A 7,608-nucleotide genomic window follows, 5' to 3' on the forward strand; every position below is an offset into this window, starting at 1 on the left:
CCCCTCCGGGGGGTACCGCCCGTCCCCGGGGGCCCCCCGTCGGCTGCGACGGACGGCCCCGGTGCGCGGGTCAGGCGTTGATGCAGGTGTTGCCGAAGGCCGGGTTGAGGATGCTGATGACGCCGATCGAGTTGCCGCAGACGTTGGCCTCGAGGTTGATCGGGATCTGGATCTGGTTGCCGGAGAGCACACCGGGCGAACCGAAGGCGACACCGTTCGCGGTCGCGCCGCTGGCGGCGGCGGTGCCGGCACCGGCGATGACGGCCACCGCGGCGAGCGCGGTGGCGGCGAGGGTGGTGCGAATACGCATTGCGTCACTCCTTGAGAGGGTGGCGGAACTCCGTGTGACGATCACACTCGCACCGATCGAACTCCACGGCAGGCCGGAAGCGGCCGAATTGGTCAGCCCGAGGGCGTGTCGCCCTCCCGCCGACCCTCCCGCAGGCCCTCCCCCGGCTCCGCGCCCGACCCGCCGAACCCGGACACGCTCAGTGATCCCAGCAGCTCCCGGGCCGGTTCCAGCCCCGGTTCGGCCTCCAGCGCGCGGTGCAGCAGGCCGAGCGCGAGCGCCTCCTCCCCCGCCCCCAGCGCCGTCAGGGCCCGGTTGTAGTCGATCCGACCGGCGTAACGCAGCCGGAACAGCACGCCCAGGTCCTCCCGGCAGGACGGGCAGCCCAGCGACCGCCGGTCCGCCGGGACCTTGCACAGCGGGCAGCGGACCTCCGGCTCCTCGGGCGCTCCGGGCACGGCAGGTACGTCGGGAGTGGTCATCGCGGACCGGCCTCCTCCGGGCGCACCGGGCCGAGCGACTCGGCGGCCGGCTCGCTGCCCAGTTCCCGCTGCGCCTGGGCGTACAGCGCCAGCAGGTTCGACATGTGGGTGTTGACCGCCTCCATGTTGGGCGCCTCCACCGCCTCGTCCAGGCCGCGCAGCTCCGCCATGATCCGCTGCCCGAGGGCCGGCGACACCATGTTCTGGTTGACGTAGATGTTGCACATGGTGAGCATCCGGAAGGTGTGGCCGAGCGAGTCGCACAGCTCGTCCGCCTTCTGGGCCGCGCGCATCGCGCCCTCCCAGTCGGCCGCCTCCCGGCGCAGGCGCAGCTCGGCGGCCACCGAGCGCAGCCGGTCCAGGTCGCTCGGGTCCAGGTGCTTCTCGCAGTAGTGGATGAACAGGCTCAGGTAGGCCTCCGAGCCGCGCACCCAGCGCTGCGCCTTGAGCTGGCGCTGCGCCCGCTCCAGCGCCTCGTCCACCGAGCGGCCGCGGGTCTGCCCGGCCGCCAGGTCGTCCAGGGCGTCCATCAGCCGCTGCGCCTCGCGCATCTCGGCCTCGGTGAGCTCGCCGCCCCAGCGGTCGGTGAAGGACTCGATCTGCCGCTGCTGCTCCTCGACCTGCACCTTCAACTCGGGGTCGAGGGTGACCCGCTCCAGCTTGACGGTCTTCTCGGCGCCGCCCTGGATCCGCACCGACAGGGTGATGGTGCGGTCGCGGTCCAGGCCGAAGGAGACCTCCACCGGGGTGCGGCCGCCGAGGCCCTCGGGCAGGCGCAGGGTGAGGTGGCCGATCAGCTCGTTCTGCTGGGCGATCTCGTGCTCGCCCTCGTAGACGGCGATCTCCAGCCGTTGGCGGCCGCTGCCGGAGACCACGAACTCCCGGCCGACCGGCGAACTGGTCGGGTAGCTGGTGTTCTTGGGGATCATGACGGCCAGCCGGCCGTCGTTGAGCTCGATGCCGAGGTTCTTCGGGGTGATGTCGAAGGGGTTGGTGACCTGCATCAACTCGCCGCAGCCCGCACAGACTTCGCTGCCCGGTGGGTTGACGGTGGCGCAGGAGGAGCAGCGCAGGCCGACGTCCTCGGCGGCGGTGGAGGCCACCTTGGTGTGGCCCGGGGCGGCCGAGTTGAGCGGCTCACCGCACAGTTCGCAGGCGGTGACGCCGGGGGCGGCCGGGGTGCCGCACTGCGGGCAGTTGTCGGCGCGCAGCGCGGTGGTGGCCTGGGACTGCTGCGGGATCCTCGCGCCGGAGCCGGCCGAGCCGGACCCGGCCGAGCCGTCGGCGGACGAACCGTCCATCTCCTGGGCGCACTTGGGGCAGGCCGACGCCCCGGCCTCGACCGGGACGTGGCAGGTCGGGCAGGAGACCCGGTCGCCGCCGAGCAGGGAGGTCGCGCAGTTGGCGCAGTTGGAGGCCGAGAGGTCCCCGGGGGCCCGGCACTCCGGGCACTCCACCTCGCCGACCAGGGCGCACTGCACGGCCGCGCCGAGCGCCACGCACTGCATCGGGTTGACGCCGCGCTTGATCCGGCGGGTGCCGAACACCTCGCCGAGGCGCCGCTCGACCAGCGGGATCGCGGTCGAACCGCCGACCAGCACCACCTCGTCGACGTCCCCGACGGTCAGGTTGGCCTGCATGATCGCCTTGTGGGTCAGCTCGATGGTCCGCTCGATCTGGGCCTCGATCAGCTCCTCGAAGCGGGCCCGCTCGAACTCCGTCTCCAGCACCAGCTGTCCGGCGCCCAGGCCGGGCAGGATCACCTCGGAGGACTGCTGGTTGGACAGCTCGATCTTGACCGTCTCGGCCGTCGAGGCGATCTTCGGGCGGTCCCGCAGGTCCGGCTGGTAGTCGGAGCCGTACTCCTCGCGGATGTCCTCCAGCAGCGCGGTGGTGATCGCCCGGTCGAAGTCGTCGCCGCCCAGCAGGTTGTCGCCCTCGATGCCGAGCACCGAGACCGAACCGGGCACCAGCAGCAGGATGGAGATGTCGAAGGTGCCGCCGCCGAGGTCGTACACCAGGACGGTGCGGCCCTCGTCCCCGGCGTCGCTCGCCAGCCCGTACGCGAGCGCGGCGGCGGTCGGCTCGTTGATGATCCGCAGCACGTGCAGGCCGGCCATCCGGCCCGCCTCCTGGGTGGCGGCCACCTGCCGCTCGCCGAAGTACGCGGGGACGGTGATCACCGCCCGGTGGAAGGGCTCCCCGAGGCGCTGCTCGGCGTCCTGCTTGAGCCGGTGCAGGATGATCGCGGAGATCTCGATCGGGGTGTAGGAGCGGCCGTTGAACCAGACGTTGACGTCGCCGTCGGTGCCCGCGGTGACCTTGTAGTCGACCTCCTTGAGCGCCGCCTGGACCTGCGGGTCCTTGAACTTGCGGCCCATGAAGCGCTTGACCGAGCGGATCACGTTCGCGCCGTCGATGGCGATCCGGCTGCGCGCGGTCGAACCGACCAGCAGCTCGCCCTTGCGGCCGCTGCCGACCACGGAGGGCGTGGCCTCCTGGTTCTGCCGGTTGAAGATGATCTCCGGCGCGCCCCGGCGCAGGTGGGCCACCACGGAGTTGGTGGTACCCAGGTCGATGCCGAGTGTGCGGTACATGTCGTTCCCCTCTTGCCCCTCGTGGTCCTGGCTACTTCTTGCGTTTGGCGCGCTTGGCCGGCCGGCCCGGCGCCTTGGCGTGCCGACGGACCCGGGGCGGCACCGGCCTGGCGGCGGGGTCGGGCGCGGCGGCCGTCGGCTGCTCGGGCTCCTTCGGCTCCTCGCGCTGCTCCGGCTCCTCAAGCCCGATCCGCGCGCTGCGCGGGTCCTCGACCGGCACCGGCACCGACTCCGGCACCGACTCCGGTGCCGACTCCGCTGCGGCGACCACCACTTGGGCCCGGCGCAGCACCTCCTGCTCCCAGAAGAAGCCGGTCACCACCGTCTGCAGCACCGTCTCCGGCGCCACCCCCGGCCGCACCTCGGTGCCCACGATCTCGGTCAGCGCCGGGTCGGCCGCCAACCCCTCCAGCCGCATCGGCCGGACCCCGGCCTTGGCCAGCCGGCCGAGCAGCCGCCGACGGGTCGCCTCCAGCCCGGCGCCGCGGCCGAGCGCCACCAGCTCGCGGTCCAGCCCGAGGGCGGTCAGCGCGTCGTCCACCTCGATCAGGACGCCCAGCAGTTCCCGCTGCTCGGCCCGGGCCCGCTGCTTCTGCTCGGTCAGCTTGTTGCCCAACAGGGAGGACCGGAAGAGCAGTTGGGTGAACTTGGCCTCCAGGTCGACGGCCTCCGCACCCGGCGGGACCTCCAGCGGCCGGTGGCCGTCGAGCAGGGCTGCGGTCGGTACATCGGCCGGTGCGGTCGGTGCGGTCGGCCCGGCGGGTGCGGTCGGTGCGTCGGTCATTGCGGGACCTCGATCTGGGGCAGCACGGACAGGTCGGCCGCGTAGCGGGCGGGGACGGGCGGTTCGGGGTCGGCGCCGCCGGGGGCGGGCTCGGCGAAGTCGGCGGCGGCCTCGGCCCGGTGCAGGGCGAGCAGGGCCGGGGCCGGCGGGAGGCCGGGGCGCTCGACCACCAGCAGCGGTTCGGCCAGCGCGGGGGCGAGCAACTCGGCGGCCTGGTCGACCGGTTCGGGCGGCAGCGGCTGTTGGAGGTCCACCTCCAGGCGCCGGTCCGGGTTGCGCAGCAGGGCCGCGGCGTCCTGGATCTGCTGGCGGCTGTACCGGCCCGCCTTGAGCGCCTTCCCGACCGAGAGGTTGATCTCGCGCACCCCGGCCGTGAGCGGGATGCCCAGGACCTCGTACGGCGACGGTTCGTGCAGTGGCATGGCGGGCGGTCTCTCTCCTCACGGTCCGGACGGGGCAGGGGGGTTGGGGGTAGCGGGCTGGGCGGTGCGGTCGGTGCGGACGCGGTGCACGGGCTACGACGGCGCCGGCCGTCCGGCGGTTGCCGGGGCCGGTCAGTAGCGGCGGCCGAGCTTGTTGATCCGGTCCGCCAGGGCGCGCAGTTCGCGGTCGTGGGGATTGTGCTGGAGGGCCAGTTCCATCGCCCCCTGGGCCTCCAGGTGGTTGCCGGCGTTGGCCCGGGCGACGGCGAACGAGCTGAGGACGATGCCGAGTTCGGTCTTGAGCTTGGCGGTGTCCTCCGGCGCGACGGCGAGTTCGAGCGCCTCGCGCAGCAGGCCGATCGCCTCGGCGTAGAGGCGCTCCTCGTAGAACGAGATCGCCCGGCTGCGCCAGACGCTGACCATCAGGCCGCGGATCTCGGCCGAGTCGTCGTAGGACCTGGCCTTGTGGAGCATCGCGGCCTGGGCCTGGAAGGTGCTGTTCTGCATGTGGTCGATGACGTGGTTGGCGAGCAGCACCGAGACCCGGCGGCCCGCCTCGCTCGCGGCGTCGCCCGCCCAGTCCGGGTCCCAGACCAGCGCCTCCAGCATCCGGGCGAGGGCGCGGGCGCTGTCGTCGACGAAGGCGGCGGAGCGGGCCAGTTGGCGCAGCACGAAGGCGAGGCCCCGGCGGTTCTCGGGGTCGTCGTCGAGTTCGATCAGCCGCTTCCACGTCCCGACGGCTTCCTGGAGTTCCGCGTCGGAGGCGTCCACCCGGCTGAGCTGACCGGCCCGGTTGCCGAGGGCGGCGCGCAGGAAGTGCCGGGCGGTCGGGTCGCCGGGGGCGAGCTCGGCGCTCTTGGCCAGCAGTTCGAGGGCGCGCAGGTAGTCCTTCTCCTCGTTGTTGATCTTGCGGGCCCACTGGGCGTAGGTCGCGCCGAGGTCGCCGCGCACCTCCGGGTCGTCCGGGGCCAGCGCGAAGGCCTTCTCCAGCAGTCCGGCCGCGCCCTCCTGGTCGTCCACGCTGCTCTTCAACAGGGCGCGGGCGGCCCGGACCCCGGACTCGGCGGCCACCTTGGCCACCTCGGCGGGCAGCACCAGGCCGGGGACGCTCCGGGCCCGGGTGAGGCAGTCCAGCGCCTCCCGCCAGTCCTGGTTGCGGTGGTGCTCCCGGGCCTGGCTGACCAGGGCCGCGCCGAGCAGCGACTGCCAGGCGGCGCCGCGCTCGCCCTCGGCGACCGCGTCCAGCGCGGCGACGGCGGCCGCCTGCCGGCCCTGGAGGTGCAGGTACTGCTGCGGGCCGAGCGCGCCGAACAGGCCGAGGGCCCGGCCGAGCGCGGGCCCCGAGGCGGCCCCGGGGCCGCGCCGCCAGGCGCCGACGGCCTGCTGGTAGGCCTCGCCCCAGCCGGCCAGTTCGGCGCGCAGCAGCCGGTCCAGGCCCGGGCCGAGGACCAGCCGGCGGGCGGGACGGCCGGGCAGGGCTATCCGGACGTCCTCCTGGGCGAAGGCGTCCGCGGCGTGGGACTCCATGCCCAGGCGCAGCGTCCACGCGGTGGTCTCGTCGCCGCTGCGGCCGGCGGCCCGGTCGAGGGCGCGCAGGTCCTCGCGGAGGCGGTCGGTGAGCGCGGTGCGGGCGGCGGCGGTGCGCTGGGGGTCGGCCTCGCGGCCGGTGGTCCGGGCGGTCTCGGCCCAGAGCTCCTCGCGGTGCAGGGCGGCGACCAGGCAGCCGATCGTCCAGGCCCAGGCCTGCTCGTCGGCGGCCTCGGCCAGGGTCCCGTCGGCCGCTCCCGCCGCCGGCGCCCCGGTGGCGGCCGCGAAGCGGTAGCCGGCCAGCCCGAGGGCGTGCAGCAGCCGGGGGTGGGCGGGGTCGTCGAGCAGCAGTGCGCGGTAGGCCCGGTAGGCCTCGCGGTGGCGGCCCTCGACGGCGTGCTGGTGGGCCTCGTGCTCGCCGAGCAGCACCAGCGCGGCGGCGGCCTGCGGGTGGCCGGGCGCGAGGGCGAGGGCCCGGCGCAGGTCGCCGGCCGCCCGGCCGTGCTGCTCGGCGGCGAGGGCGGCGCCGGCCCGGCGGACCAGGACGGCCGCCCGGGCCGGGCCGGCCTCCTCGGGCAGATCGGCCAGGGCCTCGTCGAGGCGGCCGAGTTCGGCGCGCAGCAGGGCGAGGTCGAGCCGTACCGGTGCGGCGGCGGCGCCGTCGCCGAGCGCCTCGGCCCAGCCGGCCAGGACGGGTTCGGCCTGTTCGGGGGTGCCGGCCCGGCGGGCGCAGTCCAGGACGGCGCGCAGGGCGGGGCCGGTGCAGTGGGTGCAGCGGGGCGAGGCGGATCCGGCCGGGGCGTGCAGGTGCTCGGCGCAGGCCTCCCGCCCGCAGCCTCCGCAGGCGCCGGTGGCGGGGCGGGCGCAGGCCGCGCAGTCGCCGACCGGGTCTGCGGCGGAAGCGGCCTCGAAGGAACCGGCCTCGGGGGAACCGGCGGCGCACCCGGCCGCGGGGGCGGTGAGGAAGTGCCGGTACCAGTCCAGTGCGGCGGCCCAGTTGCCGGCCCGTTCGGCCAGCAGGGCGCGCAACCGGGCGAGCGCCGGGTCGCCGGCCGGGTCCGGGTCGAGCGGACCGAGCAGGGCGATGGTCTGTACCGGACGGCCCGCCAGCAGGGCGGCGGCGGCCAGGTGGTAGCGGTCGCGGGGCGCGGCGGCGGGGTCGAGCAGCGCGGTGACCCGCTCGGTCGCGCCCTCGGCGAGGGCGAGCGCGGCGCGCAGCCGGGACTGCCGGTGGGTGAGCGCGCCGGGCAGGGCGTCGGCCAGGGCGAGCGCGGCGGCGGCGGCCTCGCGCGCCTCGGCGCGGTCGCGGCCGGTGACCAGCAGGTGGGCGGCCTCGCGCAGGGCGGCCTCGCGCAGCGCGGACCGGTAGCCGGGGGCGCCGGGGTGTTCGGCGGCGGCCCGCTGCCACAGGGGCGCCGGCCCGGGCCCGGGGGCCGCCCCCCCCGGGGGGGGGGGGCGGCCGCGGGGCCCGGGCCGGGGGCGGGGGGGGTGGGGGGGGGTGCGGCGG

5 protein-coding genes and 1 pseudogene are annotated in these 7,608 nt (G+C 75.6%); all 6 read right to left on the reverse strand.

Annotated features, from left to right (window positions below; translation table 11 throughout):
• Positions 1 to 70: 70 nt before the first annotated feature.
• Positions 71 to 310, reverse strand: coding sequence for a chaplin (locus tag ACFWXO_RS41010; protein WP_375883566.1), 240 nt, complete (start codon positions 308 to 310; stop codon positions 71 to 73).
• 92 nt (positions 311 to 402) lie between these two features.
• A complete protein-coding gene (locus ACFWXO_RS41015) occupies positions 403 to 771 on the reverse strand; it encodes a hypothetical protein (protein ID WP_380531270.1) in 369 nt (122 codons plus the stop codon).
• Complete coding sequence (locus ACFWXO_RS41020; RefSeq protein ID WP_380531273.1) at positions 768 to 3,368, reverse strand: Hsp70 family protein; 2,601 nt, start codon at positions 3,366 to 3,368, stop codon at positions 768 to 770. Before ACFWXO_RS41020 ends, ACFWXO_RS41015 begins: the two co-directional genes overlap by 4 nt.
• A 31-nt stretch (positions 3,369 to 3,399) precedes the next feature.
• Positions 3,400 to 4,152 carry a nucleotide exchange factor GrpE gene (locus ACFWXO_RS41025; protein ID WP_380531275.1) on the reverse strand — a complete coding sequence of 251 codons (753 nt, stop codon included), beginning with the start codon at positions 4,150 to 4,152 and terminating at the stop codon, positions 3,400 to 3,402.
• Positions 4,149 to 4,574 carry a hypothetical protein gene (locus ACFWXO_RS41030; RefSeq protein WP_380531278.1) on the reverse strand — a complete coding sequence of 142 codons (426 nt, stop codon included), beginning with the start codon at positions 4,572 to 4,574 and terminating at the stop codon, positions 4,149 to 4,151. The genes ACFWXO_RS41025 and ACFWXO_RS41030 overlap by 4 nt, the downstream gene beginning before the upstream one ends.
• A gap of 132 nt (positions 4,575 to 4,706) precedes the next feature.
• A pseudogene (locus ACFWXO_RS41035) lies at positions 4,707 to 7,608 on the reverse strand (hypothetical protein); the annotation flags it as partial.

This window comes from Kitasatospora sp. NPDC059088 (genome assembly GCF_042738155.1).
Taxonomy (GTDB): Bacteria; Actinomycetota; Actinomycetes; order Streptomycetales; family Streptomycetaceae; genus Kitasatospora.

What these genes read in the sequence shown, in the direction of transcription:
- ACFWXO_RS41010 (WP_375883566.1), bottom strand. Translation starts at nt 310, where the DNA reads ATGCGTATTCGCACCACCCTCGCCGCCACCGCGCTCGCCGCGGTGGCC.
- ACFWXO_RS41015 (WP_380531270.1), bottom strand. Translation starts at nt 771, where the DNA reads ATGACCACTCCCGACGTACCTGCCGTGCCCGGAGCGCCCGAGGAGCCG.
- ACFWXO_RS41020 (WP_380531273.1), bottom strand. Translation starts at nt 3,368, where the DNA reads ATGTACCGCACACTCGGCATCGACCTGGGTACCACCAACTCCGTGGTG.
- ACFWXO_RS41025 (WP_380531275.1), bottom strand. Translation starts at nt 4,152, where the DNA reads ATGACCGACGCACCGACCGCACCCGCCGGGCCGACCGCACCGACCGCA.
- ACFWXO_RS41030 (WP_380531278.1), bottom strand. Translation starts at nt 4,574, where the DNA reads ATGCCACTGCACGAACCGTCGCCGTACGAGGTCCTGGGCATCCCGCTC.